Raw genomic sequence first — 23,551 nt, 5'->3', positions numbered from 1 at the left:
CATGCCGGTGAAAATTGCTCTTGTCGGCCGTCCGAATGTAGGCAAGTCCACCTTGTTCAACCGGCTTGTGGGCAAGCGCCTTGCGCTTGTCGACGACACGCCGGGCGTCACCCGCGACCGCCGGGAGGGGGAAGCCAGGCTCGGCGATCTGAGCTTCACCGCTGTAGACACGCCGGGCCTCGAAGAGGCCCCGGAGGCGGCGCTTGAAGGCCGCATGCGCAAACAGACGGACGCCGCTGTCGCCGAAGCCGCGGCCTGTCTTTTTCTGATTGACGCCCGCGCCGGCGTCACGCCGCTCGACCAGACATTCGCATCGCTTTTGCGCGCCAGCGGCAAGCCGGTGATCCTGCTCGCCAACAAGGCGGAAGGCAGCGCCGGCGAGGCGGGGTTTTATGACGCCTATGCGCTGGGGGTTGGCGATCCCATTGCGATCTCCGCTGAGCATGGCGAAGGCATGGCCGAGCTTTACAATGCGCTGGAGCCGTTTCTGGCTTCGCTCGACAGCGAAGAGGAGCTCGATGAAGAAACCGAATGGGATAATCCGTTAAAGCCCCTGCGCGTCGCTATCATCGGCCGGCCCAATGCAGGCAAGTCCACGCTCGTCAATCGCCTGATCGGCGAGAACCGCTTGTTGACCGGACCGGAGGCGGGGATCACCCGCGACTCCATTTCCGTCGAATGGACATGGCGGGGGCGTGACCGCGACTGGCCGGTGAAGCTGTTCGACACGGCGGGCATGCGCAAGAAGTCGAAAGTTCAGTCCAAGCTTGAAAAGCTGTCCGTCGCCGATGCGTTGCGCGCAATCAAGTTCACCGAGGTTGCGGTGCTTCTTCTGGATGCGGAGCATCCTTTCGACAAACAGGATTTGCAGCTCGCCGATCTGGCCCTGCGTGAGGGACGTGCGCTCGTGATCGCCGTCAACAAATGGGATTTGATCGAAGACAAGGATCAGAAAATGCGTGAGCTGAAGGAGACGGCGGGCCGTCTTCTCCCTCAGGCGCCCAATGTTCCGATCACGCCTTTCTCAGCCCTGACAGGCGCAGGCGTCAATCGCCTGATGCCGGCGGTGGTGCAGGTTTATATTGACTGGAATGCGCGTGTGAAAACGCCGGAACTGAATGACTGGCTGCAGGAGGCGGTGCATCGCCACGCGCCGCCCGCGGTTTCCGGCCAGCGCATCAAATTGCGTTACATTGCTCAGACGAAAACGCGGCCGCCGACTTTTGTGGCGCAATGCACGCGTTCCGATGAACTGCCGGAGTCCTATCGGCGGTATCTCATCAACGGCATTCGCGACGCCTTCGATATCAAGGCCGTGCCGATCAGGCTGATCCTGAAAAAACCGGCCAATCCCTACGACAATAAAGACAAACGATAATTTTGAAGTTAGTCGTCATCCCGGACGCGCTGCAGTATATAATGCTGCTGCGCAGAGCCGGGATCAGTTCCCGACATTTGCGATAAGGAGATCCCGTGTCTGCAACGCATCACTTTGTGCTGCGATGCGCACGGGATGACGCTGTGGTTATGCCTTTTAGCCTTGCCACTCTTTGAAGGAAATCCGCAAGGGCTCGCGCTCTTCCCGCGTCAGCAGGTGATAGACAAGCGGCAGGAGTTCGTCGGGGTGCGGCAGTGTCGCCGGGTCTTCGCCGGGCATTGCGAGTTTCCTCATATCGGTGCGCATGGGCCCCGGGCTAATGAGGGAAATATGGACGGCGGTTTTCGCGGTCTCTTCGGCGTAGGTTTTAAAGAGCATGTCAAAAGCGGCTTTTGTAACCGCATAGCTTCCCCAGAACGCTTTCGCGGCTTCGCCGCCGACCCGCGAGGACAGGCCGATGACGCGCGCATCCGCCGATTTCCGGAGCAGGGGATCGAGCGCGCGCAAGAGCCGCCAGTTCGCCGTGACGTTGAGATCGAGCGTGTGCTTCCAGATTTTCGGATCGATGTCGGGCAGCGGCGCCAGTTCTCCGAGCGAGCCTGCGTTCAGCACCAGAATATCAAGCGCGGGAAAGCGTTCGGTCAGCGCGCCGGCGAGGCGTTCAATCCCGTCATCGCTGACAAGGTCCATGGGGATGAGCGACGCCTTGCCGCCGGCGGCCTTGATCTCGTCATCGAGCTCTTCGAGCGCGCCGGTCGTGCGCGCCAGCGCCAGGACATGCGCGCCGGACTTCGCGAGGCCAAGCGCAATCGACTTGCCGATGCCGCGGGAGGCGCCGGTGACGAGCGCGGTTTTGCCGGAAAGGTCGGGCTGGGTCATGGGGGTTCGGGTCCTTATCTTTGCGCGCTCAATAGGGCGGATGCGATCTCCTTCGCAACCCGTTCAAATGTCGCGCTGTCAAGCTCGCCAAGGTTATATTCCGCCAGCGCCGCGCCGCAGCGTCCGCGCTGGCGGCTGCGTTCATACGCCGGATCGTAATGGGCGCGCATCAGGTCCGCCGCGAGACCGCGCCAGTCGGCGGCTTCTGCGAGCGCGCGCCAGTCGGCGAGGGTTTCCCTTGAATGAAACGGCTTCAGCCGGTCGATGGCGGCAAACGCGGCGGATTTGTCGCCGGTGATGTCCGGGTAGGCGGTGAGGAGATAGGCCGCGCGCGCGGCGAGCGGCGCCGTGAGCGTGATGCGCGGCGCGTTTTGCATGGCGGTCCAGAGCCGCTTTGGGATTTCGCAGCGGCCGATGCGGTTGGATTCGGCTTCGACGAGAATTGGCTTTGAAAGATCGAAATCGCGCAACCGGTCGAAAATTCGTGTTTCGAAATATTTTTGCTCCGGCTGCGGATTATTTATGTAGCCACCGAAGACGGAGCCGCGATGGTGCGCGAAATCTTCAAGGTCCAATGTCTGAACGCCTTCGCGCGTCGCTGCGCGCAACACGTCGGATTTCGCTGTGCCTGTCTGGCCGTCGAGGAGAATGACAGGCAGGGCTTCCTCGCTGTTGCGCAAGCCCGCCGTCACGGCGCGCCGCCAGGTCTTGTAGCCGCCTTCAAGAACGCCGCAGCGCCAGCCCACCTGGGCGAGGATTGTCGCCATGGCGTTCGACCGCATGCCGCCGCGCCAACAATATATAAGCGGATGAAATCCTTTCGGCCGGTCCGCCAGCGCGTTTTCTAGATGGCGGGCGACATTGCGGGCGACATAAGCCGCACCGATGCGGCGCGCCTTGAACCGGGATTCCTGCTTGTAGACGGTTCCGACTTCCGCCCGTTCCGCGTCATCCAGCACCGGCAGGTTGATCGCGCCGGGGAGGCGGTCTTCGGCGAATTCCGCAGGCGAGCGCACATCAATGATCGCGTCAAAGCGCGCCAGCGTCTCCGGCTCGATATTGCTGACAGTCTCGATCATGTCCTGCGCCTGAAAGCGCTTGCGCGCCGCTGAAAGGAGTGTTCTAGACTGTCCGCCGTCCGCTGCAAGGAGGCGGTCCCGGGAGCAGGAGCCCATGTCTGCAATGTCCTCAGAACCCCGTCTTACGTCGCTCGCCCATGGGGGCGGCTGCGGGTGCAAGATCGCGCCTAATGTGCTGCAGGAGATATTGAGCTCCATGCCTGTGGCGGCGACCCATGTGGGGTTGATGGTGGATGCGGCCAAGAGCGACGATGCGGCGGTCTATCGGATTTCGGACGATGCGGCGGTGATCGCCACGACGGACTTTTTCATGCCCATCGTTGACGATCCTTTCGATTTCGGCCGCATCGCCGCGACCAACGCGCTTTCCGATGTTTACGCCATGGGCGGGCGCCCGATCTTTTCCCTCGCCATCACAGGCATGCCCATCGGCAAGATGTCGACGGAAACGATCCGGCGCATCCTCGATGGCGGCCGCACGGCGAGCGAAGCGGCGGGGGCGCCGGTGGCGGGCGGTCATTCCATCGATTCCGCCGAACCGATTTACGGGCTTGTAGCGCTCGGGCTGGTTCATCCTGACCGGCTGATGAAGAATGACGGCGCGCGCGCCGGGGACGTTTTGATCCTCGGCAAGCCTCTGGGCGTCGGCGTTTTCAGTGCGGCGCTGAAAAAGGAAATCCTGCCGCCCGAAGGCTATGAAGCGATGATCGCCTCAACGACATTGCTCAATCGTCCGGGAGCGGACATTGCCGAGATCGACGGGGTGCATGCCATGACAGATGTCACGGGCTTCGGTCTTCTCGGCCATCTTTCGGAAATCTGCATTGGCGGCGGCGTCGCCGCAGTGGTCGATGAAGGCGCCGTGCCCGTATTCGATCTTGCGCGCAGTCTGCTTTATGACGGCGTCAAAACCGGCGCGAGCGGGCGTAACTGGGAAAGCGTGAAAGGCTGGGTGGAAGCGCCGTCGGGATGGGCCGAACAATCGCGCGACATGCTCACCGATCCGCAGACTTCCGGCGGCCTTCTCGTCTCCTGCACGCCTGAGGCGGCTGACGCAGTTCTGGCTGCCTTTCGCTGTCACGGTCACGCTTCCGCCACCGTCATCGGCGCGGTCAGCGAAGGCGCGCCGGCGATCAAAATTCGTTAGCGGGCCTTAGACGAGCGTACGGCGGAGGGCGTCTGACCAGCCGGCGAGATTGCGGCTGCGGGCTTCCGGCGCCATGGCGGGCTGGAAGCGGGCGTCGAGACGCCAGCGTTCGGCGATCTCTTCCGTATCCTGAAAAACGCCGGCTTTAAGGCCCGCCAGATAGGCGGCGCCCAGCGCTGTCGTTTCGAGAACTTTCGGCCGTTCCACGGGCAAGCCCAGAATGTCGGCGAGGAACTGCATCAGCCAGTCATTGGCGACCATGCCGCCGTCAACGCGCAAGGTGTTTGTCGACGCGCCGTCGCGGGTGATCGCTGTCATCAGGTCTGCGGTCTGATAAACAACGCTTTCAAGGGCGGCGCGGGCGATTTCCGCACGGCCGGCGCCGCGGGTAAGCCCGGCGATCAGGCCGCGCGCGTTCGGCGCCCAATGCGGCGCTCCGAGGCCGGTGAAGGCCGGCACGAGATAAACGCCGTTATTCGTTTCGATGCTCTCGGCGAGTTCGGCGGTTTCCTTCGCGGATTTGATGATCTGTAATTCATCACGCAGCCATTGAATGGCCGCGCCTGCGATAAAGATCGACCCTTCGAGGGCGTAGGTGGTCTTGCCGTTAAGGCGCCAGGCGATGGTGGACAACAGCTTGTTGTGGGACGTGAGCGGTTTGTCGCCCGTATTGATGACGACGAAACAGCCTGTGCCATAAGTGCTTTTGATGTCGCCGGGCGCGAAACACGCCTGACCGAACGCCGCCGCCTGCTGGTCGCCGGCGACGCCGCATATAGGCACGGCGCGTCCGAACAATTCCGGATCGGTCATGCCGAAATCGTCGGCGCAGTCACGCACTTCGGGCAGCGTTTCTTGCGGCACGCCGAATTTTTCAAGGAGGGCGTCATCCCAGCGATTGTCGTGAATGTTGTAAAGCGATGTTCGGCTCGCATTCGTTGCGTCGGTGACATGGCTTTCGCCGCCGGTAAGGCGCCAGATCAGAAAGCTATCGACCGTGCCGAAAGCAAGCTCGCCATTTTCCGCCCGCGCCCGCGCGCCTTCGACATTGTCGAGAATCCAGGCGGCTTTGGTCGCCGAGAAATAAGGATCAAGCACGAGCCCTGTGCGCGCCGCAACATGCGTTTCCGCGCCGCCGTCGCGCAAGGTTGCGCAAATATCCGCAGTGCGCCGGTCCTGCCAGACAATGGCGTTATAGATTGGCGCGCCGGTTTTGCGGTCCCAGATGAGAGTCGTCTCACGCTGATTGGTGAGGCCGATGGTGACAATTTCGCCGCCGGTTTTTTCCGCCGCAGCGAAGGCGTCCTGTGCGGTCTTCAGCGTTGTTGACCAAATGTCCTCCGGGTCATGTTCGACCCAGCCGTCATCGGGATAATGTTGCGGGAACTCCGATTGCGCGGAGGAAACGATGCGTCCTGCGCGATCGAAAACGATGGCGCGGCTCGACGTCGTGCCCTGATCGATGGCGAGAATGAAGGGCGTTTCAAAATCCGTCATGTGATGTCTCTTGGCGCTCCCTGCCGGCTTGTTTGCTTTAGTCTAGCGCGAATTGGCGCTCGCCCAACACCCTTTTACCGCTGCTCATGCCGGGGTTCCGATTGTTCCCAAAAAGGGAAAACCCTGATAGTGAGGCCAGCCAGATCTTTTGGAGGGCGAAATGAAGAAAGCTTTGTCGATAATGGCGCTCGGCACGTCGTTGATGCTCGGCGCCTGTTCTCAAGGGGACGCGCCGGCGGCCGGCGCCAAAGAGGCGAATGTGAAGCTCTACACCTTCGATTGCGGGCGCATTCAGATGAACGATCTTTCGCTGTTTACGCAAGGCGATGAATATGACGGGCGCACCAATGCGGCTTCGGTCATGTGTTTCCTTGTTCGTCATCCGGAAGGGGACCTGCTCTGGGATGCGGGCATCCCGGCGGCGATTCACGAGGCGGGTGAAGAGGGCGTGACGTCCGGCCCGTTCGGTATGACCATGCCGAAAACAATTGAAGGTCAACTCGCAGAAATCGGATTGACGGTGGATGACGTTGATTATTTCACGCCGTCTCACTCCCATTTCGATCATATCGGCGATGCGGGCCGCTTTGCCGGCGCAACACTGATCATCGACAAGGATGAGCGCGCACATATGTTCCGCGAGGAAGCGCGGGCTGATGAACAGGTGTTTCCGTTATACAGCGCGCTGGAAGAAGCGGAAACGATCGAGTTTGACGGCGATTATGACGTCTTTGGCGACGGGACGGTGAAAATTCTCGCCATGCCCGGACATACGCCGGGACACACATCGCTCTTGTTGCAGCTCAAAGATGAAGGGCCGGTGCTCTTGTCCGGCGACCTCTATCATCTGCAGGAGTCGCGTGAAAAACGCCTCGTGCCGAAATTCAACACGGATGTTGAGGACACGCTGGCGTCCATGGACCGCTTTGAAGAGATTGCGGAAGAGACCGGCGCGCGCGTTATCATCCAGCATGTCATGGCGGATTACGACGCGCTGCCGAGATTGCCTGACTACTTGGACTGACAGAAACTGTCATCCCGTGCGCGGCGCGGCATGCAATGGCGCGCTGCTGACACGGGATCTGCGTTATCATAATGAAAAGATCCCGGACGCGCTGCAACATTTCATGTTGCAGCGCGTCCGGGATGACACTTGGTGTTAATAGCTGACGCTTACACGCGCGCCATAGGTTGCAGGCGCGCCGGGCGCGGCGATGTCCGCTGCGCCGCCGGTGATGAAAAAGTTGCGGGTTTCATCATAATCGGCGTTGAAGATGTTCCGGCCCCAGAGCGCCAGCTCCCAGCGGCCGTCATCGGGACCGAACGCCACTTGCGCATTGGCGAGCCAGTAATCGCCAACCGCATAAGTTGCGCCAAGAAGCGGCAGGGCGAGCGTGTCGCGATAGGAATAATCAAACCGCGCGCGCGCCGACCAGCCGTCGGCGACCGATGTTTCGGCTTCGACAAAGCCCTGATAGCTGATGTTGGGAAACCCAAGGTCCTGGCCTGAGCGATCGGTCAGCACTTCCATGCCCGCAAGCGTCGAGGCGGCGATGTCGAGATCCATGAAGTCCGTGAACTCGCCGGTCTTGTAGCCGATGCTCTGACTGATAGTGAGCCATGGCGCCGGCGTCAGCACCGCTTCAAGCTCGGCGCCGTAGATTTCGCTGTCGGCGTTGACGATGCGGCCGACAACAGCGCCGGTGCCGGCGTCATAAATCGCCGACTGCACTTGCTGATCCTTATAGTCGTAATAGAACGCCGCGCCATTCAATTGCAGCTTGTCATTGAAAGAGGTTTTGAACCCGGCCTCGAACGCATTGAGTTTTTCCGGCTGGAACGGCGTCAGCGCATTGGGGTTCAGCGTATTGTAGGCGGTGAAGCCGCCGGATTTTACGCCGCGGCTGACATGCGCATAGAGCAGCACGTCGTCAGCGGGCGTCAGTTCAAGACCGATCTTGCCAGACAGATTATCGGAATTGAGATCGCGGTTTTCCAGCGTGAAATCGGCCGTTCCATTGGCGAAGTTCACCGGTCCCGTGGCGATTGCAAAAGTGCCGAGATCGCGCAGTTTTCTTGTCTCGTCTTCGTAACGCAGGCCTGCGACGACCGAGAGGAGCGGCGTCAGCTCATACTCACCGTGAAGATAGGCGGCCATGGTGCGTACATTCTGATTATAGGGCGTCGTCACCGCAAAGCCGGGACCAAAGCTCGCCGCGAAGTCGGACTGGTACAGTTCGCCGAGGTCTTCTTCAGAATAGTAAACCCCGCCGACCCAGTTGAGCTGCGTCGTTTCACCCGAAAGGCGAAGTTCGTGCGACATGACATCAGCGCTCGACTGGAAGAAAACGCCCGCGGCGCCGAGCTCAAGCGCGTCGTAGTCGTTGAACTCCTTGCGGTTCAACACCTCATAGGCGCCGATATAGGTGAGGGTCGCGCCGCCAAGGCCGGCATTGACCGTCAGGCTCGTTCCCCAGCCTTCATTGTCGCGGAACGGCGCTTGTGTCTGCGATATTCCCGTCAGCGCCGAGAATTCAGGAGAAGAGCCCCAGCTTGTTTCGCGGCGGGCATGGGCGAGGGGGCCGAACGCGGAGTCATTGAAGAGTTGCAGGCCGAGCCCGTCAGACTGGTCGATAAAACCATGCAGGTTGAAGATCGCTTCCACATCCGGCGCCAGATCAACCGCCACAAGACCGCGCAGGGCGTATTGCTCTGCATCGCCAAGCTCTTCACCGGTTTCGCGGTTTGTTTGCCAGCCGCCGCCATGGGCCGTGGCGCCGGAAAGGCGCACGCGGATATTTTCCGCGACAGGACCCGAAACGAAGGCTTCGGTGTCAACGCGGCCGAAGCGTCCGCCTTCGATCACGGCGCCCGCGGAGAATTCATCTGTCGGTCTGGCGCTGATGATCTTGATGGCGCCGCCGGTTGTGTTGCGCCCGTAAAGCGTGCCCTGGGGACCGCGCAGGACTTCCACGCGTTCGACGTCGAACAGGACCCCTTGCGTCATCACAGGGATCGGGTAGGCGACATCGTCCACATAGACGCCGACAGTGGGCGCATTGTTGGTGGCGTAATCGCGGAAGCCGACGCCGCGGATGGAAAAGCTTGGCTGGCCCGACCCGAACTGGCTTTCAATCTCAAGGTTCGGCGCGAAGTTTTCAAGCGCGTTCACGTTTCGCGTTCCTTGCGCGATCAGGTCCGCGCCGGAAAAGACATTGAGCGCGACGCCCACATCCTGAGGCGATTGTTCGCGCCGCTGCGCGGTGACAAAGACTTCGTCTCTGCGCAGATCAGCGAAAAGAATTTCTTCACCTTCGTTTTGTGCGAGGGCGGCGCTCGACATAACGCCGCCGGAGAGGGCGGTTGCCAGTATCAGTTTTTTCATTGGGCGTTTCCATGACTCACATTGGCGAAGAACCGCGCGCGCCGTTTTACTCGGAACCCGCCGTCTCCAATGCCTTGCGCCGATCCGTCCGCGCTCCAGCGTTTTACTCGCCTTCCGGACGCTCCCGATTTGGATATCGCCCCTTTTTGTAAGGACGCCGATTTACCCGGCGACGATATCCACGCACAGTTGCGCAAGGCGCCTCATGTAACGCTTTTATGAAACGCAATCAACGGTCGAGAAATGCGATCACAGTTGATGAAAACCCCGCGGGATTATCCCAGTGGAGGGAATGAGCCGCGTCGGTGAGAATGTGAAGCCGCGCAGCCGGCGCGGCGGCGAAAGCGGCTTTTATCTCTTCAGGCGAAAACATGAGGTCGTATTCGCCTGCAAGCAGCAAGGTTTCCGATTTCAATGCGGCGGGCAGCGCCGACGCGTCATAGCTGCGCAGCGCATCCACTTGCTGGCGCATATCCTCGACGGACTGTGCGTAAGGATAGGCTATGGACAGCGCAATCGCCGCGTCAACGGCGTTCCTGTTCTCAAAAAATTGCGGTTTGAACAACCAGTGAAAGAATGAGCGCAGCCAGAGCTCCTGACTGGCGCCGCCCTCCCGCAACATGAGCAGGTTGTCGATGACCGAAATAGCGCGCGCCGGCGTTCTGGCGCAGGACGCGGCGAGGACGAGCCTGTCGATGCGATCAGGCATGCGCGAAGCCAAGGTCATGGCGATGATCCCGCCCATGGAATGGCCGAGCGTATGGGCTTTTCCAATTTCCAGATGATCGAGAAGGCTGGCGTAGTCAGCCGCCATCGCGCCGATGGACAAAGGCGTTGAAGAGCTTGTGCGTCCGGCCCCGCGATTGTCGGGCATGATCAGCGTGAAATGCTTTGACAGGAGCGGCGTTACCGGCCCCCAGCTTGCGCTGTCGCTCGCAAGCCCCGCGATCAATAACAGCGGCGGGCCGTCGCCGGTGACTTCATAATGGATGTCGGCGTCATTCGTCGTGAGCGTGGGCATTCAGGCGTTCCGGTTTGTTTGCGCCCGCAGCCGGTAATAGCGGAACGCGGCGCCAGGCGCGCCGAGCATGGGGTGGCGCCGCTCCCAGTCGGTAATCTGAAGATCGACGCCGGAATGGCGTTTAATCTTCCAGGCGATGTAATCAATTCCGCCTTTGAATGTTTGCGTTCCCTTCAGAAGCCGCAGGACCGATAGAAATGCGCCCTGAACGCCGCGCAGGCGCCAGGCGCGCGCCGTTTGCGGCGGCGTTTGTTTCGGCCGGATCACGGCGCCCTCAAGATCTGTCTCAATGCCGGCGTAAGTAAGGGCGGGCGCCGTCACGCTCGCCGCCCAGTCGCCGTAACTTTCGATCAGTTTGGCGGCGCGCGTTGTGTCTTCTGCGCGCAGCTCCGCCTTGTAGGAAACGCTAAGCCCCGCAAGCCATAGCTCGCGCGCCGTAAAGGGCCCGTCAAAGAGGCCGGCGGCGCGCTTGCAGAAGGTGGCGATTGCGGTCGCGAGCGCGGTTTCAATACGCGCGGTCATCTCCGCCGACCCGCCATGAATGCGGCAGGGCTGGGCGAAGCGCGCCCAGAAATAGGAATGAAACGTTTCCTCGCTGACCAGTTTTTCAAAATGATCGATAGAAAGGACGGCGTATTTTGCGCGCAAGGTTCCGAAAGGCGACGGCGTTTCGAAATAAAAGACATTGGGCGGCACTAGCCTGTTCGCCAGCTTCATCGCCCCTGACGTATAAAGCGCGTCATAGCTGTCGCCGATGATGTAGAAATCGAAAATGATGCTGGCGGGGTCCTCTGCGCGCGCCACGCTCGCGCCGGAGCCGTAAAACAGGGCCGATGCGCCGGGATGTTTCGCCAGCAATGCATCAAGAAGGATTTGCGCGGGTTCATTGAGCGGCGGGGCCGACACGGCGCGGATATTTTCACGCAATGTCGAAAGCGCAGTTTCCTGCGCCTCTGTTTCTGACGGGCCGAACTGCATCAAATCAGGAAGGCTGCTTTTTCGGAGACCTTGAGGATCAGGTCTTCGCCCGGCGTTGTATGGAAAATCTCGCCGTCAAACACGACGGGGCCATCGAAACGCATGCGGATCTCTTCACTTTTCCAGCTGTGATAGCCGGCGTCGGGGAACCAGGGTTTCGACTTGCCGCGAAGAAGGGGCAAGGCGGCCTGCAAAAGTCTGTGCCGCGGATAATCGATGGCTGTGACATTCATGGGCTCGCCGCCTTCACCCCAGAACGGGAATATGCCGGAAGAGAGCTTGTTCAATGTCGTCATGGCGATGAAGGAAAGGTCCCGCGCTTCGAAATCGCCGTCCTCATTTTTCAAGTCAGCCGTCAGCGGCGGCGGGCCTTCTGCGTCATCGAAAGCGCATTTCAGCAGGAAGCCGGCAACCGACAGGGCGAGGGCGAAAGAGCGCTTTGCGCCGATGGCCTGAACGTTCTGACGGCTGAACTGCACCGCAGTGTAAAAAAGGCCGGCGCCGAGGAAGAAGCCATAGATCGGGTCCTGCCGGTCGGAGAGCTGCATGCCGATCAGCGGGCGTTCAAGACGCGAGACTTCGCCGCGGTCGCGCCGCCAGAGAAAATTGTCGAGCGATGAGGCGGGCGGGCCGTGAAGACCGCAATCATTGGCGATGACATTGGTCATGCCGCAGGGAAGGGCGACGTAATTCGGCTGGGTCTGAAAACGGCGCCGGTTAATGGCGCTGGTGATCGCCGCCTGCATCGTGCCGTCGCCCCCGGCGAGGATGAGCGTGCTGGAGTCGCCTTTTTCGATATCTTCGAGCGCCGGCACGAGGTCCTCAATGCGCTCAAGCACATAGGGCCGAATGCCGTTATGGCGTTTCGTGACATAGAGGAGTTCGTCCGCAAGCGAGACGTTGCGGCTACTCTTGGCGTTGATGATCATCGACGTAGTCGACATCTAAAGACACTCATCACGGCTTCCAGCGCCAATGCCGCCGGAAGGAATTTACAAAATGCGTCGGGCCCCGCCTTCGCGCCGCGCTAAACGGCTGGCCGGCGCCTGTCCCCGCATGGCGCGACCGATACCTATAATGTCACAAAACGGCCATATTTATCTACTGGCCGGCTGTGCTTTTCAATCGCCAAATAGGAAGCCCGAAGTCCCGGCTCCAGCGCCGGTTTTTCAAAGCTTTGTGATAGGCGCACAGGCTGCGCGTTTGCTGGCGGATCAGTCTGCAAACACCCGCCGGATAAGGGGATTGGCCCCAATTCCATAGGCCAGTTCCGCCGGGTGGCGCGCCCGCCAGATCGCGAGGTCAGCCCGCCGGCCGGGGGTGACGGTCCCGGCGTCGTCGAGGCCGAGGGCTGTGGCCGCGTTGCGGGTCACGCCGGCCAGGGCTTCTTCGGGCGTCATGCGAAAGAGGGTGGACCCCATATTCATGGCCAGGAGAAGGGAGGTCATGGGCGAGGTGCCGGGATTGCAGTCGGTCGCAAGCGCCATGGAAACGCCGGCGCTGCGCAGTGCGTCGATTGGCGGGAGTTTCGTCTCGCGTAGAAAATAAAAGGCGCCGGGCAACAGCACGGCGACCGTCTTGGCGTCGGCGAGGGCGTTCGCATCTTCCGGTTTCAGATATTCGAGATGATCGGCGGAAAGAGCGCCGTAATGCGCCGCAAGTTTTGCCCCGCCAAGATCGGACAATTGCTCCGCATGAAGTTTCACGCGAAGGCCGAGCGCGGCCGCCTTTTCGAAGACGCGTTCGATCTGCGCCGGAGAAAAGCCGATCCCTTCGCAGAACCCGTCAACCGCATCGGCAAGGCCTTCGGCGACGACCGCAGGCAGAATGTCGTCGCAGACATAGGCGATGTAATCATCCGCATTGTTGAATTCCGGCGGCAGGGCGTGCGCGGCAAGCAGTGTCGTCTTGATGCGCACGGGCCTGATCTCACCGAGACGGCGCGCGGCGCGCAGCATTTTCATCTCGTCTTCAAGCGTCAGTCCGTAACCGGATTTGATTTCGATCGTGGTCAGGCCTTCGGCGATCAACGCATCGAGACGGGGGAGGGCCGCCTCGACAAGGCCATCTTCGCTTGCAGCGCGCGTCGCCCTGACCGTGGAAAGAATGCCGCCGCCGGCGCGGGCGATGTCTTCATAGGATTTGCCTAAAAGGCGCGCTTCGAACTCAGCTGCGCGGTCGCCCGCATAGACAAGATGCGTATGGCAATCGATGAGGCCGGGCGTGACCAGGGCGCCGCCAAGGTCTTCCGTTTCTGTCGCGTTGGCGTCAGGCAGCTTCGCCAACGGCCCCGCATAGGCGATCCGGCCGTCTTTGACGGCGATGGCGGCGTTTTCAATGAGGCCGTAAGGCTCCGGTCCGGCCATGGACGCCAGCGTTGCATGGGTCAAAAGAAAGTCGTGCATAGGGCGGGGTTATAGGCGCCGCCGCGCCGCTTGGAAATGACGGCGCGGTTTTTGCTGATTTCAGGGCGGCGCAAGGTTAAGATATGAGCGGGGCGCCGGGTAAAGGGTGAGCATTATGACGGCGGGAATCCAGTTGAAATCGGCTTTGGCGGGCGCGGGCGCGGCCATTGCGGTTCTTGGCGCAACGGCCAATGCAGAGACATTTAATCTCAGCGATGTATCATTTCGGGACGTCACCGGCACGGTGGACATTAAAACCACCAGCGGCGATGAGGTCGACATCACGATCCGTCAGGGCAAAACCTACGCTCCGTTGAAGCTCGAAGAAAAAGACGGCGTTCTCATCATTACCGGCGAGAAGTGGAAAGATTCTGACGGCCTCGATTGCTGCGACCGCCGGATCACCCGCCAGTTCGAGCCGCGCGAAGGCCGCAAGCTTTCCGATGGCGAGCCCGTCAATCAGGCGCTGTTCGACGCCTATCCGACGATTGAAATCCTGATGCCGTTTGAAGGCGATGTTGAGTTTATTGACGCGCGCATCAAACTCGCCATGCAACGCCTTGGCGGATCGCTCAATCTCGACGCCTGTTATGTCTATGGCGAGACCAGCGATCTGGGCGAAGCGGTGATTGGCGTTGTGGAGGGCTCGCGCCTTGTCACCGGCAATATTGAGGGCGGTCTGGAAATCGATGTTTCGGGCGACGCCGATGTGCGCACCGGCGACGCCTCCATCGTCGATGTGGATGTGGCGGGACCGGGCGATGTGGTTCTCGGCGATGTCGACGGCATGCTGGATATCTCCATCGCGGGCTCCGGCCTGGTGCGCTCGACGCGCATGGACGGGCCCATGACAGTGCGGATCGCCGGGTCCGGCGCGGTCGCGGTCAAGGCCGGCCGCACTGACAAGCTGCGCGCCTTCATCGACGGCTCCGGCGGGGTTTTCTTCCGCGGCGCCGTCACCCAGCCGGAGCTGACCATGTATGGCTCATCGGAAGTGCGCATGGACAGCGTCAATGGCCGCATCACCCGTCACGGGCGCGGCGGTGCGGTCTATGTCAACGGCGTCAAGGTTGAAGACGACTAAGAAGTTTTTATTCTGACAGTCTGTATGCAGTGCAACATAGCCTCATGTTGCGCGAAGACACCGACTTGCGCTCTAATGCCTTGAATTCCGGCGATTAACGTTTGTCGGCGTCCGGAATGTTTCCATAAAGACGGTTGCTCAACAAAAGAAAGCAACGAGACGAGGAGAGGGACGATGACAATATTGCTGACGAATTTAAGAAATGCGGTGATTACGGGCGTTGTGCTCGCCATGCTGGTGGCGGGCCTTTATCTGACAATGGGCGGCGCGCTGGACGCCAATTACTGGCGGTTCTTCTTCCGCTGGCTGCATGTCCTGTCCGGCGTGATGTGGATCGGGCTTCTCTGGTATTTCAATTTCGTGCAGATCCCGCTGATGCCGTCGATCCCCGATGAACAGAAACCGGCGATCGGAAAACATATCGCACCGGCGGCGCTGTGGTGGTTCCGCTGGGGCGCCATGTCGACCATTGTGACCGGACTGATCCTCGCCATGCTCAACGGTTACATCGTGCAGGCATTGTCGCTCGGGCTTTCCGGCGGCGGCGCGGTCAGGACGACGCTGATCGGCATCGGCATGTGGCTCGGCGTGATTATGTGGTTCAATGTCTGGTTCATCATCTGGCCGAACCAGCAAAAAGCGCTGAACATCAACAACCAGCATCCCGACCTTGCGCCCGAGGCGAAGGCCGCTTCGGCGAGAACGGCGATGCTGTTTTCGCGGACCAACACCGTGCTCTCGATCCCCATGCTGTACTGCATGGTCGGGGCGCAGAATCTCTAGGGTTGAGGCCAGATCACAGAAAAGTGAGCGGCGGGCGCCAAGGCCCGCCGCTTTTTCGTTCGGCGGGATCTTGAAAGAGGAATGCGGTGCTCCATATGGCTGCATATCTGCAAAAACATGCAGATATGCAGATGCGTGGCGGTGTGATAGAATAGAGAGTGCATCTCATCCGCCGCGCTGATGGAGAGAAATGGAATGCCAGGTCGAAATCTCGTCGCCAGAGAACTCGCCGAAATCTTCAAGATCATCGCCCATCCGGACCGCATCCGGATGATCGAAGAGCTGAGGACCGGTGAGAAAGACGTGAACACCCTGGCCGAAACGCTCGACCTGCCCGGCGCCCGCGTATCACAGCATTTGAGTCTGATGCGCGCGCACCGCCTGGTGGAGGAGCGCCGGGACGGCCGTCACCATTTCTATCATCTGATCCAGCCGGAAATCGCCGACTGGATTGTAGACGGTCTGGATTTCGTGGAGGGCCGTCTCAGCGGCGTTTCCAAATCCAGCATCACTCAAGCGCGGCGCCTGTGGACGGCGCCAGCGAAAGCAGCAAATTCCTGATGATGGAGAAAAACAAAATGCCCCGTTTCGCCGCCGGCGTCGTTCGCTTCCAGAACGAAGTCTATCCGGAAAAAAAAGACCTGTTCGAACAATTGAGCAAAGGCCAGGAACCGGAAGCGCTCTTTATCGCCTGTTCTGATTCACGGGTTGAAACAGCGATGATCACCCAGACGCAGCCAGGTGATCTTTTTATCGTTCGCAATGCAGGCAATATCGTTCCGCCGCACACCAGTCACACAGGCGGCATCACCGCCTCGATCGAATTCGCCGTGGCGGCGCTGCAAGTTCCGCATATCGTCATTTGCGGCCACACCGAATGCGGCGCCATGAAGGGCGCCCTTAATCCGGACTCGCTGGACAGCCTGCCACACGTCAAGGAATGGCTTGGCTATTCGTCGGCGGCGGTGGAGATCGTCAAGGCGCTGGGTGAAAACCTCAATGAGGAAGAGCGGATGCACAAGCTGCTGGAGCAGAATGTCATCCTTCAGCTTCAACATTTGAAGACCCATCCGAAAGTCGCCATGCGTCTGGCGAAAGGCGATTTGTCGCTTCATGGCTGGGTCTATGACATCAAGACCGGCGGCGTGAACGCCTATGACGAAAAGCAGGATAAATTCCTGCCCGTCGATGTGCGCTACGCAGCGGAGATGGCGAAGCTCGCAACCAATGGCTGCGCGGCGTAACGCGTAACAGAATTTCGGAGAACACTCATGGCTACTACAGACGCCCCGCGACAGCGGGCGCCTTTCTTTGATTTATCCAATATGCGCGGCGATATTTTCGGCGGCCTGACCGCCGGCGTCGTTGCGCTTCCCCTTGCGCTCGCCTTTGGCGAGGCTTCGGGCGCAGGGCCCATCGCCGGCCTTTGGGGCGCGATCTTTGTCGGCTTCTTCGCCGCGGTGTTCGGCGGCACGGGCGCGCAAGTGTCCGGTCCGACCGGCCCGATGGTTGTTGTCTTTGCGGGCGTCTTCGCGTCGCTCAGCGGCAATCCTGCACTGGTGTTTGCGGCGGTCGTGCTCGCCGGCGTCATCCAGATCCTGTTTGGCGTGTTCAAGCTGGGTCAGTATATCCGGCTTGTTCCATACCCGGTCATTTCCGGATTTATGAGCGGCATCGGCTGTATCATCATCGCGTTGCAGTTGTCGCGGCTGTTCGGCCATGAGCCTGACGGCGGCGGGACCATCCCGGCGCTCACCGCCATTCCGGGCGCCGTCATGGACCCGAACTGGTCGGCGCTCACCATCGGCGCGGCGACCCTCGCCATCATCTTCGCCTGGCCGAAATCCTGGGCGAAATTTGTGCCCGGCGCGCTTGCGGCGCTGGTCATCGGCACGCTGATGAGCCTTGTGATTAAGGGCGCGCCGATCCTTGGCGACATTCCGACGGGCTTTCCGTCCTTCATCATGCCGGCCTTTACACAGGATACCTTCCTGATCGTTCTGGAAGCAGCGTTCATCCTCGCCGTGCTCGGCGCGATCGACTCGCTTCTGACCTCGCTCGTCGCCGATAATATGACGCGCACGCGCCATAACTCTGACCGCGAACTGATCGGCCAGGGGATCGGCAACACGGTCGCCGGTCTGTTCGGCGCCATTCCCGGCGCCGGCGCGACCATGCGCACGGTCGTCAATATCCGCACGGGCGGCCAGACGAAACTGTCGGGCATGCTCCATGCGGTGCTGCTCTTCGCAGTTGTTGTCAGCCTTGCGCCGCTCGCCTCGCAAATCCCCCATGCGGTGCTGGCGGGCATTCTCGTCAAGGTCGGTTATGACATTGTCGACTTCGCCTATCTGAAGCGCGCTCATAAAGGCCCGCGCTGGGACCTTGCGCTGATGGCGCTGGTGCTCGGCCTGACGGTCTTTGTCGACCTTATCACCGCGGTTGCGGTTGGCGTTGTTCTCGCCGCGCTCGCCTTCGTGAAAAAAATGGCGGACGACCAGCTGGCGCATTTCCGCGCCGGCGATCCGGTGCTGTCGGGCGATGAGGAGCGTGAACTTCTTGCACGCGCCAAGAACCGCGTCATGCTGTTCGATTTTGGCGGACCGTTGAGCTTCGGCGCCGCCGCTGATCTCGGCCATCATGTGCGCGACCGCGTGAAGGAACATACGGGCGCGATCGTGCTCGATTTCTCCCGCGTTCCGTTCCTTGACGTTTCCGCCGCGCGCGCGGTGGAGACCATTGCCTGCGACGCCAAGCAAGCCGGCAAAACGGTCTATGTCACCGGCATGTGCGACAATGTCAGAAAGGTGCTCGCAGGTCTCAACGCCGATCACTGTCTGCCGGCGAACACCTGTTACGACACACGGATCGAGGCGCTGCGCGCCGCGGTTGCGGAAGTGACGTCAGGAGGAGATGCGGGGGGAGAACCCGCAGCTGGTGGAGCGGTGCAGCCGGCTTAAGGCCAGCGCAGTTTCATTCTTACAGAACCGGCGTCCTTCGGGGCGCCGGTTTTTGTTTTCACACTAGCGGCTTTCCGCACGGTCTATTGGGCATTATCAAGGATGCATGGCCGACAGCGCATCCACTCCGGCGCGGCGATTGCCGCCTCACTTCAATGACTGGTTCGCCTCGCGCGGCTGGACGGCGCGCGCGCATCAGCTCGATTGCCTTGCCGCGGACCGGGAAGGGCTGTCCTGGCTTCTGATCGCACCCACCGGCGGCGGCAAGACGCTGGCCGGCTTCCTGCCAAGCCTGGTGGAATTGAGTGAACGAACGGCGCTGCCGAACAGCCAGGAACAGGGGCGTCTCCACACGCTGTACATCTCGCCTTTGAAAGCGCTCGCTGTCGACGTTGCGCGCAATGTGGGAACGCCGGTCGCCGAGATGGGCCTCGACATCTCTATCGAGACGCGCACCGGCGACACGCCGGCGGCGCGGCGCCAGCGCCAGAAATATCTGCCGCCCGACATTTTGATGACGACGCCGGAAAGTCTTTCCATCCTCATCGCCTCGCCGGACGCGCGCGATTATTTCAAGGGATTGAAGCGGGTCATTCTCGACGAACTCCATGCGCTGATCGCGAACAAGCGCGGACATTTGTTGTCGCTGGCGCTGGCCAGATTGCGCGTACTGGCGCCGGAAGTGCGGTTTTGCGGTCTTTCCGCGACGGTGCCCGACGCAAAGCCGCTGATTGATTATCTGACGCCGCAAAACCGGGAAGGCGTGAAATCCGCGAAACTCATCCGCGGCAAGGCGGGGGCCAAACCCCAGGTCGATGTTTTGATGTCCGAGGAGCGCATCCCGTGGTCGGGCCATACGGGCCGCCATGCCTTTCAGGAAGTCTATGACAAGATCAGGGACGCGAAGATGACGCTCGTCTTCGTCAATACGCGCTCCCAGGCCGAGATCACTTTTGCTGCGCTGTGGCGCATCAATGACGATAATTTGCCGATTGCGCTCCATCACGGTTCTCTCGAAGTGGACCGGCGCCGCAAAGTGGAAGCCGCCATGACGCGGGGCGAGTTGCGCGCCGTTGTCTGCACCTCGACTCTCGATCTCGGCATTGACTGGGGCGATGTGGACCTTGTGATCCAGATGGGGGCGCCGAAAGGCGCATCGCGCCTGACCCAGCGGATCGGCCGCGCCAATCACCGCATGAACGAACCCTCGCGGGCGCTCCTGGCGCCGGCGAACCGCATGGAGGTGCTGGAATGCATCGCCGCCAAACAGGCGATAGAGGAGGGCCATCTTGACGGCGACCCGCCGCGCAAGGGAACGCTCGATGTTTTGTCGCAGCATATTCTCGGCATGGCGGTCGCCGAACCGTTCGACGCCGATGACCTTTTCGCTGAAATCCGCTCGGCGTCGCTTTACGCCGACCTGCCGCGCAAGGATTTCGACGATGCCGTCGAGTTCGTCGCCTGCGGCGGCTATGCCTTGAAGCGCTATGAACGCTATCGCCGCATCGTCAAAAACGCCGAGGGCAAATGGCGGGTGCGCGACAAGCTCGCGGTGCAACAATACAAGATGAATGTGGGGACGATCACCGCCGCCGAGGAAATCAATGTGCGGCTTGCGTCCTCGCGCGGGCCGAAACGGCCGGGACGCAAGCTCGGCACGGCGGAGGAATGGTTTTTCGAAACGCTGAATGTGGGCGACGCGTTCTATTTCGCCGGCGAGGTCCTGCGACTTGAGCGCATCGAGGGCAATGACGCCATCGTCACGCGCACCGCGGCGGAATCGCCGAAGCTGCCGAGCTGGGGCGGCAACAAATATCCCTGGTCCACCTATCTCGCGGACCGCGTGCGCCACATGCTTTACAATGTCGATGACTGGAAAGCGTATCCGGAACAGGTGCGCGACTGGCTGGAAAAGCAACGCGAGGTCGCCCATGTCCCGAAACCCGACGAGTTGATGGTGGAAACCTTTCCCTATCAGGGGCGCAATTTCCTTGTCGCCTACGCCTTTGAAGGCTGGCTGGCGCATCAGACATTAGGGATGCTGGTGACGCGCCGGTTAGAGCGCCTCGGCAAACAGCCTATCGGTTTTGTGCCGACCGAATATGCGCTTTCCGTCTGGTCGCGTCAGGATATGAGCGATGTCGATATGGCGGCGCTCTTTGATGAAGACATGCTTGGCGACGATCTCGAAGCGTGGACGTCGGAAGCGGTGGTGATGAAACGCACCTTCCGCAATTGCGCGCTCATCGCCGGGCTTATTGAAAAGAAATATCCGGGTCAGGAAAAGACGGGACGACAAGTCTCTTTTTCCGCAGATCTTATTTACGACGTGTTGCGCGAGCATGAACCGGATCATCTTCTCTTGCGTGCGGCATGGGACGATGCGGCGGGCGGCTTTATGGATATTGCGCGCTTGCAGGCGACCCTGACCCGGGCGAGGGGCAGGGTCGTGCATTCGCCTTTGGATCGCGTGTCTCCGCTCGCGGTTCCCGTCATGCTGGAGATCGGCCGCGAAAGCGTTGCGCGTTCAGCGTCGGAAGAGATGTTGAAAGCGGCGTCCGATGATTTGATTGCAACGGCGATGGGATGAACCGGCCCGTGAAGCAAACTGATATGCTTGATCTTGCGAAAGCGCAGACGAAGGAAGTCTATGAACGCCAGGCCGCTGTATGGGACACGCAGCGACCGCGCAGACTTTACGAACGGCCCTGGCTTGACCGGTTTCTGAACGGGTTGCCGGAGGAACGCGCACGCTTGCTTGATCTTGGTTGCGGCGCCGGTGATCCATTGGCGGGCTATTTCCTCAGCAAGGGCCATGAGATCCTTGGCGTTGATTATTCACAGGCGATGATCGATCTTGCGAAAGCGCGATTCCCGAACGCCGAATGGCTGGTGCAGGACATGCGTGCGCTTCGCCTCGAAGGCGATTTCGATGGCGTCTACAGTTGGGATGGCAGTTTTCATCTCACGCAGGATGAACAACGCGCGCTTATTCCAGCGCTTGCCGCGCGCATCCGGCCCGGCGGCGCCATGATGATGACGGTGGGGACGGGCGATGGCGAGGTGACGGGGACGGTCGGCGGCGAGACGGTTTATCACGCCAGTCTTTCACCGGATGAGTATCGCGCGCTGTTGTCTCTCGCCGGCTTTGACGAAATTATTTTTACACCTGAGGACAAAAATTGCGCTGGACGTTCGATTCTCCTGGCGACGGGGAAGGCCGGCTAGATTGCAACCCTGAGGCGAAGCAGGTAAGTCTCGCGCCATGCCGCACATTCGACTCAACGACGAAGTCCTGACCCCCGATCCTCTTGGCGCCACTTACTGGGCGCGCGAGGCAACGCTGATCGTTTCGGATCTGCATTTTGAAAAAGGGTCGAGTTTTGCGGCGCGGGGCGTCATGCTGCCGCCTTATGACACGCGCACGACCCTGATGCGCCTCGCCGCGCTGATGCGCCGCTACAAACCGAAGCGCGTCATCTCCCTTGGCGACGCTTTCCATGACGGCGATGCGGAAAACCGCATGGATGATGAAGATGCGGCGAGCCTCGAAAGCCTGATGCGCGCGACCGAGTGGGTTTGGATTCTCGGCAATCACGACCCGGAACCGCCCGCGCGCTTCGCCGCTGAAACGACCTTCAGGAAACGAATCGGCGCGCTCGTGTTTCGCCATGAGCCAAAAGCGGGGCAGGCGAAAGGCGAGATCGCCGGACACCTTCACCCTTGCGCGCGCGTTCTGAGCGAAGGCCGCGCGCTCCGCCGCCGTTGTTTCGCTGTGGGTGGAGACCGGATGATCATGCCGGCCATGGGCGCCTATACGGGCGGGCTCAATATCCTGGATGAGGCTTATGCGCCGATCCTGCCAAAGCCGGTCGCCTGGGTGATGGGGGCGGAGGGCGTCTATCCCATCGCTGGTGAAAATCTGGCGCCGGATGTCTATGGCGCCGCGAAAGCGCGGGCTTAGGGATTCTGTTTCTCTTCCCCCGCTTGCGGGGGAAGTGCCGAGTGCAGCGAGGCGATGGCGGTGCTCTAAAAAACAACATTCACCCCCTCCGTCAGCTTCGCTGACACCTCCCCCGTAAACGGGGGAGGAGATTCCGCATAAAAAACGATCACCCCAAAAACGCGAAAAACACCTCAAATCTGATGAATTCGGGCGGTTTTTTGAGGTTTGGTGAAGAGTTATCCACCACCTCCCGCGCGGCCTTATGCTTTCCCTCGTAAGGCTCTTTGACATTTTAATATGAGACGGCGGGCCGGCGATCTGGCTGGGTCGCCCAGAGCGCCAGGCGAAAAAGTGGAATCCGGTTTTTCGCAAAACTGGCGCGACCACTCATAACTTAAACCGTCACCAGATCCGTGTGCGCGAAGCCTTTTGAGTAATCGAGGATCGAGATCACTTTCGGCGTCACGCGGAAAACGGCGACGTCTTCGAATTTCGGCGGCTCAAAGGGGATGCCTTTTTGTTCCGGATAGTTCGAGAACATAAGGCCCATCATCATCATGCCTTCCGCCCGGTCAGTAAGGCGTTCCGCATGGGCCGCCATGGAGAGGCCCTTGATGTCAATTAACTGATCCGCATCGCTGTCGATGGTGAGGGAGACGCGGTTGTCCTTCGCGAGATTGGCCGCCTTCTGGCTATCCGTCCCGCACACGAAATATAGAATCAGCCCCTCATTGGCGTAGCCGACCGTCGTCGCCTGAGGCCAGCCGTCGGGCCGGAGTGTGGCGATCGTCATGATCCGATGCTTGCCAAGGAGGTCCAGGATTTCACTTTTCAGCGTCTTGTCCATTGTGTTCTCCCTTTGCTGCGGAAGCTGTAATCATTATGAGAGCAGCAATTACCGGGCATGATATGGCTCAATCATGAAAAGGCCTAGAATGGGCTTAACTAGGGGCGTGCAGCTGGTTGACAGTCCGCCCCGGGTTGACTATCTCCCGGCGCTCCGGATCAA

The 23,551-nt window shown here is 60.5% G+C and carries 20 protein-coding genes; 11 read left to right on the top strand and 9 right to left on the bottom strand.

Annotated features, from left to right (window positions below; genetic code table 11):
* Window position 1: 1 nt before the first annotated feature.
* Entirely contained in the window at window positions 2–1,378 is a 1,377-nt protein-coding gene (gene der / locus ACFC5L_RS12530) for a ribosome biogenesis GTPase Der (RefSeq protein ID WP_375202594.1), read from the top strand.
* Between the two features lie 156 nt (window positions 1,379–1,534).
* Here the strand turns inward: der and ACFC5L_RS12525 are convergent, their stop codons facing one another.
* On the bottom strand, window positions 1,535–2,257 hold the full coding sequence (locus ACFC5L_RS12525) for an SDR family NAD(P)-dependent oxidoreductase (RefSeq protein WP_375202595.1): 723 nt from the start codon (window positions 2,255–2,257) through the stop codon (window positions 1,535–1,537).
* Between the two features lie 14 nt (window positions 2,258–2,271).
* The gene (gene mnmH / locus ACFC5L_RS12520; RefSeq protein WP_375202596.1) at window positions 2,272–3,432 is read right to left on the bottom strand and encodes a tRNA 2-selenouridine(34) synthase MnmH; all 1,161 of its coding nucleotides are present in this window, start codon (window positions 3,430–3,432) and stop codon (window positions 2,272–2,274) included.
* A 7-nt stretch (window positions 3,433–3,439) separates the two neighbouring features.
* On the opposite strand from mnmH, the gene selD reads away from it, so the two are divergent.
* Window positions 3,440–4,483, top strand: a complete 1,044-nt coding sequence (gene selD / locus ACFC5L_RS12515) for a selenide, water dikinase SelD (RefSeq protein ID WP_375202597.1) — start codon at window positions 3,440–3,442, stop codon at window positions 4,481–4,483.
* Between the two features lie 6 nt (window positions 4,484–4,489).
* Here the strand turns inward: selD and glpK are convergent, their stop codons facing one another.
* Window positions 4,490–5,980: a glycerol kinase GlpK gene (gene glpK, locus ACFC5L_RS12510; protein ID WP_375202598.1), complete on the bottom strand. Its 1,491-nt coding sequence runs from the start codon at window positions 5,978–5,980 to the stop codon at window positions 4,490–4,492.
* 160 nt (window positions 5,981–6,140) lie between these two features.
* On the opposite strand from glpK, the gene ACFC5L_RS12505 reads away from it, so the two are divergent.
* Window positions 6,141–7,004 (top strand): N-acyl homoserine lactonase family protein, encoded by an 864-nt coding sequence (locus tag ACFC5L_RS12505; RefSeq protein WP_375202599.1) that lies wholly within the window; start codon window positions 6,141–6,143, stop codon window positions 7,002–7,004.
* A 135-nt stretch (window positions 7,005–7,139) separates the two neighbouring features.
* On the opposite strand, the gene ACFC5L_RS12500 is transcribed toward ACFC5L_RS12505, so the two are convergent.
* The 5 genes from ACFC5L_RS12500 to hutI form a co-directional block, all read right to left on the bottom strand.
* A complete protein-coding gene (locus ACFC5L_RS12500; RefSeq protein WP_375202600.1) occupies window positions 7,140–9,365 on the bottom strand; it encodes a TonB-dependent receptor in 2,226 nt (741 codons plus the stop codon).
* 229 nt (window positions 9,366–9,594) lie between these two features.
* Window positions 9,595–10,386 (bottom strand): alpha/beta fold hydrolase, encoded by a 792-nt coding sequence (locus ACFC5L_RS12495; RefSeq protein ID WP_375202601.1) that lies wholly within the window; start codon window positions 10,384–10,386, stop codon window positions 9,595–9,597.
* A complete protein-coding gene (locus tag ACFC5L_RS12490) occupies window positions 10,387–11,364 on the bottom strand; it encodes a hypothetical protein (RefSeq protein ID WP_375202602.1) in 978 nt (325 codons plus the stop codon).
* The gene (locus ACFC5L_RS12485) at window positions 11,364–12,308 is read right to left on the bottom strand and encodes a diacylglycerol kinase family protein (protein WP_375202603.1); all 945 of its coding nucleotides are present in this window, start codon (window positions 12,306–12,308) and stop codon (window positions 11,364–11,366) included. Before ACFC5L_RS12485 ends, ACFC5L_RS12490 begins: the two co-directional genes overlap by 1 nt.
* A gap of 270 nt (window positions 12,309–12,578) precedes the next feature.
* The gene (gene hutI / locus ACFC5L_RS12480) at window positions 12,579–13,769 is read right to left on the bottom strand and encodes an imidazolonepropionase (protein ID WP_375202604.1); all 1,191 of its coding nucleotides are present in this window, start codon (window positions 13,767–13,769) and stop codon (window positions 12,579–12,581) included.
* Between the two features lie 115 nt (window positions 13,770–13,884).
* Between hutI and ACFC5L_RS12475 the strand changes: the two genes are divergently transcribed.
* From ACFC5L_RS12475 to pdeM, 8 genes are all read left to right on the top strand, one after another.
* A complete protein-coding gene (locus ACFC5L_RS12475) occupies window positions 13,885–14,853 on the top strand; it encodes a hypothetical protein (RefSeq protein ID WP_375202605.1) in 969 nt (322 codons plus the stop codon).
* 174 nt (window positions 14,854–15,027) lie between these two features.
* A complete protein-coding gene (locus tag ACFC5L_RS12470) occupies window positions 15,028–15,636 on the top strand; it encodes a urate hydroxylase PuuD (RefSeq protein ID WP_375202606.1) in 609 nt (202 codons plus the stop codon).
* Window positions 15,637–15,831: 195 nt separating this feature from the next.
* Window positions 15,832–16,197, top strand: coding sequence for an ArsR/SmtB family transcription factor (locus tag ACFC5L_RS12465; RefSeq protein WP_375202607.1), 366 nt, complete (start codon window positions 15,832–15,834; stop codon window positions 16,195–16,197).
* Between the two features lie 17 nt (window positions 16,198–16,214).
* On the top strand, window positions 16,215–16,880 hold the full coding sequence (locus ACFC5L_RS12460) for a carbonic anhydrase (RefSeq protein ID WP_375202608.1): 666 nt from the start codon (window positions 16,215–16,217) through the stop codon (window positions 16,878–16,880).
* A gap of 27 nt (window positions 16,881–16,907) precedes the next feature.
* Window positions 16,908–18,596 (top strand): SulP family inorganic anion transporter, encoded by a 1,689-nt coding sequence (locus ACFC5L_RS12455; RefSeq protein ID WP_375202609.1) that lies wholly within the window; start codon window positions 16,908–16,910, stop codon window positions 18,594–18,596.
* A 106-nt stretch (window positions 18,597–18,702) separates the two neighbouring features.
* The gene (locus tag ACFC5L_RS12450) at window positions 18,703–21,186 is read left to right on the top strand and encodes a ligase-associated DNA damage response DEXH box helicase (protein ID WP_375202610.1); all 2,484 of its coding nucleotides are present in this window, start codon (window positions 18,703–18,705) and stop codon (window positions 21,184–21,186) included.
* Between the two features lie 8 nt (window positions 21,187–21,194).
* Window positions 21,195–21,824, top strand: coding sequence for a class I SAM-dependent DNA methyltransferase (locus ACFC5L_RS12445; protein ID WP_375202611.1), 630 nt, complete (start codon window positions 21,195–21,197; stop codon window positions 21,822–21,824).
* A 37-nt stretch (window positions 21,825–21,861) separates the two neighbouring features.
* Window positions 21,862–22,560, top strand: a complete 699-nt coding sequence (gene pdeM, locus ACFC5L_RS12440) for a ligase-associated DNA damage response endonuclease PdeM (protein WP_375202612.1) — start codon at window positions 21,862–21,864, stop codon at window positions 22,558–22,560.
* Window positions 22,561–22,936: 376 nt separating this feature from the next.
* Here the strand turns inward: pdeM and ACFC5L_RS12435 are convergent, their stop codons facing one another.
* On the bottom strand, window positions 22,937–23,389 hold the full coding sequence (locus ACFC5L_RS12435; protein WP_375202613.1) for a pyridoxamine 5'-phosphate oxidase family protein: 453 nt from the start codon (window positions 23,387–23,389) through the stop codon (window positions 22,937–22,939).
* Window positions 23,390–23,551 lie beyond the last annotated feature (162 nt).

Source organism: Hyphococcus sp., from assembly GCF_041986965.1.
Taxonomy (GTDB): Bacteria; Pseudomonadota; Alphaproteobacteria; order Caulobacterales; family Parvularculaceae; genus Hyphococcus.
The sequence above is the reverse complement of the archived record's forward strand: the minus strand, read 5'-3'. Positions and strand labels throughout refer to the sequence as shown.

Bases quoted from the DNA above. Each gene is read 5' to 3' on its own strand.
- der (WP_375202594.1), top strand. From the start codon at position 2: ATGCCGGTGAAAATTGCTCTTGTCGGCCGTCCGAATGTAGGCAAGTCC.
- ACFC5L_RS12525 (WP_375202595.1), bottom strand. From the start codon at position 2,257: ATGACCCAGCCCGACCTTTCCGGCAAAACCGCGCTCGTCACCGGCGCC.
- mnmH (WP_375202596.1), bottom strand. From the start codon at position 3,432: ATGGGCTCCTGCTCCCGGGACCGCCTCCTTGCAGCGGACGGCGGACAG.
- selD (WP_375202597.1), top strand. From the start codon at position 3,440: ATGTCCTCAGAACCCCGTCTTACGTCGCTCGCCCATGGGGGCGGCTGC.
- glpK (WP_375202598.1), bottom strand. From the start codon at position 5,980: ATGACGGATTTTGAAACGCCCTTCATTCTCGCCATCGATCAGGGCACG.
- ACFC5L_RS12505 (WP_375202599.1), top strand. From the start codon at position 6,141: ATGAAGAAAGCTTTGTCGATAATGGCGCTCGGCACGTCGTTGATGCTC.
- ACFC5L_RS12500 (WP_375202600.1), bottom strand. From the start codon at position 9,365: ATGAAAAAACTGATACTGGCAACCGCCCTCTCCGGCGGCGTTATGTCG.
- ACFC5L_RS12495 (WP_375202601.1), bottom strand. From the start codon at position 10,386: ATGCCCACGCTCACGACGAATGACGCCGACATCCATTATGAAGTCACC.
- ACFC5L_RS12490 (WP_375202602.1), bottom strand. From the start codon at position 11,364: ATGCAGTTCGGCCCGTCAGAAACAGAGGCGCAGGAAACTGCGCTTTCG.
- ACFC5L_RS12485 (WP_375202603.1), bottom strand. From the start codon at position 12,308: ATGTCGACTACGTCGATGATCATCAACGCCAAGAGTAGCCGCAACGTC.
- hutI (WP_375202604.1), bottom strand. From the start codon at position 13,769: ATGCACGACTTTCTTTTGACCCATGCAACGCTGGCGTCCATGGCCGGA.
- ACFC5L_RS12475 (WP_375202605.1), top strand. From the start codon at position 13,885: ATGACGGCGGGAATCCAGTTGAAATCGGCTTTGGCGGGCGCGGGCGCG.
- ACFC5L_RS12470 (WP_375202606.1), top strand. From the start codon at position 15,028: ATGACAATATTGCTGACGAATTTAAGAAATGCGGTGATTACGGGCGTT.
- ACFC5L_RS12465 (WP_375202607.1), top strand. From the start codon at position 15,832: ATGCCAGGTCGAAATCTCGTCGCCAGAGAACTCGCCGAAATCTTCAAG.
- ACFC5L_RS12460 (WP_375202608.1), top strand. From the start codon at position 16,215: ATGCCCCGTTTCGCCGCCGGCGTCGTTCGCTTCCAGAACGAAGTCTAT.
- ACFC5L_RS12455 (WP_375202609.1), top strand. From the start codon at position 16,908: ATGGCTACTACAGACGCCCCGCGACAGCGGGCGCCTTTCTTTGATTTA.
- ACFC5L_RS12450 (WP_375202610.1), top strand. From the start codon at position 18,703: ATGGCCGACAGCGCATCCACTCCGGCGCGGCGATTGCCGCCTCACTTC.
- pdeM (WP_375202612.1), top strand. From the start codon at position 21,862: ATGCCGCACATTCGACTCAACGACGAAGTCCTGACCCCCGATCCTCTT.
- ACFC5L_RS12435 (WP_375202613.1), bottom strand. From the start codon at position 23,389: ATGGACAAGACGCTGAAAAGTGAAATCCTGGACCTCCTTGGCAAGCAT.